Origin of the sequence: Acrocarpospora catenulata, assembly GCF_018476525.1 — a bacterium.
In the GTDB taxonomy this organism is placed as follows: domain Bacteria; phylum Actinomycetota; class Actinomycetes; order Streptosporangiales; family Streptosporangiaceae; genus Acrocarpospora; species Acrocarpospora catenulata.
On record NZ_JAHCST010000139.1, the window covers coordinates 1 to 2,761 of the forward strand.

General features: G+C 71.5%; 1 protein-coding gene. It reads right to left on the reverse strand.

What is annotated here, in order from left to right; translation table 11 throughout:
* On the reverse strand, positions 1 to 2,761 hold a 2,761-nt coding region (locus KIP79_RS46015; RefSeq protein WP_214111405.1), incomplete at both ends, for a non-ribosomal peptide synthetase.

Below are 2,761 nucleotides of genomic sequence, written 5' to 3' on the forward strand. Positions count from 1 at the left end.
GTTCGATGCGGTGGCCGCGGAGTTTGATTTGGTTGTCGGTGCGGCCGATGAATTCGAGGGTGCCGTTGGGGTGGCGGCGGGCTTGGTCGCCGGTGCGGTACATGCGGGCGCCGGGGTGGTGGGGGTGAGGGATGAACCGTTGGGCGGTGAGGGTCGGCCGGTTGAGGTAACCACGCCCGACGCCGGGCCCGGCGATGTACAGCTCACCCGGAGTGTGCGGGGGAACGGGTAGCAGGTTCTCGTCCAGCAACAGCACTTCCATGTTGACCAGCGGCCTGCCGATCAGCGGGATCTCGCCGTCGCGCACCCGGTAGCCGGTGCTGTCGTTGGTGCACTCGGTCTGGCCGTAGTAGTTGTAGCTGTCGGTGGCCGGGGCCTCGCGCATCGCCCGCCACAGGCCGGGGGAGACCGCCTCGCCGCCCACCATCAGCGAGATGGGGTGGTGGCGCCCCGGCGCGAACAGCCCGGCGGCGACGAGCTGCTCCATGAACACCGGCGTGAGGTCGACGAAGCCGATGCGGTGCCGGTCGATGTAGTCGACCAGGTCCTCGGGGGTGCGCCGGGTCACGTCGTCGAGCACGTGCAGCTCGTGCCCGTCGATCATCCACAGCATCGAGTCCCACGAGGTGTCGAAGGTCAGCGGCACCACGAACCCGATGCGGAACCGCTCGCCGCGTGCCGTGGTGAACAGCCCGTTCTGGTGGGCCAGGAACAGGTTGGCCAGGCCGCCGTGTTCCAGCACCACGCCCTTGGGGCGGCCGGTGGAGCCGCTGGTGTAGATGACGTAGGCGGCGTGCCGGGGGAGCGGCGGGGTGCCCGGGTTGTGGTCGGGGCCGTGGAGCAGGTCGGCGAGGTTGACGGCGCCCGGGAGGCGGTTTTCCTCCTCGGTGAGGACGAGCAGCGGCTTGGCGTCCTGGAGGGTGAAGGCGATGCGGTCGTCGGGGTGTTCTAGGTCGAGGGGCAGGTAGGCGGCTCCGGCCTTGTGCACGCCGAGGATGGCGGCGATCATGCGCACCGAGCGGGGCAGGGCGAGCGCGATGAGGGTCTCGGGACCGGCGCCGCGCGCCCTGAGCTGGTGGGCGATCTGGTTGGCCAGCCGGTTCAGCTCGGCGAACGTCAGCGACTCCTCGCCGGACACGACCGCGGTCTGGTCGGGGGTCCTGGCCGCCTGCCGCTCGAAGAGGGTCGGCAGGGTCTCGGGCGGCAGCTCCACGTACGGGCCGAAGGAGTGGCGCCTTTCCAGCTCCAGCTCCTCCGGCGTGAGCGCGGGCAGGTACCCGATGGGGATGTCCGGTTCGGCGATGGCCGCGCCGAGCAGCCGCACCAGCCGCGCGGTCAGCGACTCCACCGTCGAGCGGTCGAACAGGTCCACCGCGTACTCCAGGTAGCCGTCCATCCCGTCGGGCCGGCCGCACGGGCCGTAGCGCTCGATCACGTCCAGGGTCAGGTCGTAGTCGGCGGTGCCGTGCCGTACCGGCTCGTGGGCGGCGTCCAGCCCGGCGAAGCCCAGCTCGGCCGTGGCGTTGTTCTGGAACACCAGCAGGACCTGGAAGAGCGGGAAGCGGGCCAGCGAGCGGGTCGGGTTGACGGCCTCGACCACGCGCTCGAAGGGCACCTCCTGGTGCTCGTAGGCGGCCAGGTTGGTCTCGCGTACGCGGTCGAGCAGTTCCAGGAAGCTCGGGTTGCCCGAGGTGTCGGTGCGCAGCACCAACGTGTTGATGAAGCAGCCCACCAGGTCGTCGAGGGCCTCGTCGGTACGGCCGGCCACCGCGGTGCCGATGGGGATGTCGGACCCGGCGCCCAGCCTGGTCAGCAGCATGGACAGGGCGGCCTGCATGACCATGAAGAGGCTGGTGTTGCGCGACTGGGCCAGCAGCAGCATGCGCTCGTGCAACTCGGGCGGCACCGTGAAGGCGACGGTGTCGCCGCGGTAGCTGGCGATGGCCGGGCGCGGCCGGTCGGTGGGCAGCTCCAGCTGGTCGGGGACGCCGGCCAGGGTCGTGCGCCAGAAGTCGAGCTGGTCGTCGCCGGGCGGCTGCCAGAGGGTGTAGTCGGCGTACTGCACGGGCAGCGGGGCCCAGGCCGGCGGGACGCCGTCGAGCCGGGCCTGGTAGGCCTGCGCCAGATCGCGCGAGAGCGGGGCCATCGACCAGCCGTCACAGGCGATGTGGTGCACCACCAGGAGCAGGACGTGCTCGTCGGGGGCGGTACGGAACAGCCGGGCGCGCAGCGGCGTCTCCACGGTCAGGTCGAAACCGTGCGAGGCGACGGCGGTGAGCGCGTCGGGCAGCCGCTCCTCGGTGATGTCCTCGGGGGTCAGGTCGACCGGCGCGGACGCCAGCACGTGCTGGTAGGGGCCGGTCGCGTCCTCGGGGAAGACCGTGCGCAGCGTCTCGTGCCTGGCCACGACGTCGGTCAGCGCGGCCGACAGCACGGCGACCTGGAGCGGCCCGCGCAGCCGCAGGCCGAAGAGGGTGTTCTGGGCGTGGTCGCCGGCCTCTTCGAGCCGGTTGAGGAACCACAGGCGGCGCTGGGTGAACGACAGCGGCAGCCGCTCAGGCCTGGTCACCGGCCGCAGCACGGGGGTGGTGTCGGCGCGCATGATCTCCGACAGGCCCGCCACGGTCGGGTGGTCGAACAGGTCGCGGATGGTGAGGGTGGCGCCGAGGGTGGTGCGGATGCGGCTGATGAGGCGGGTGGCGAGGATGCTGTGGCCGCCGTTGGCGAAGAAGTTGTCGTCGATGCCGAGGTGGGGGGTGCC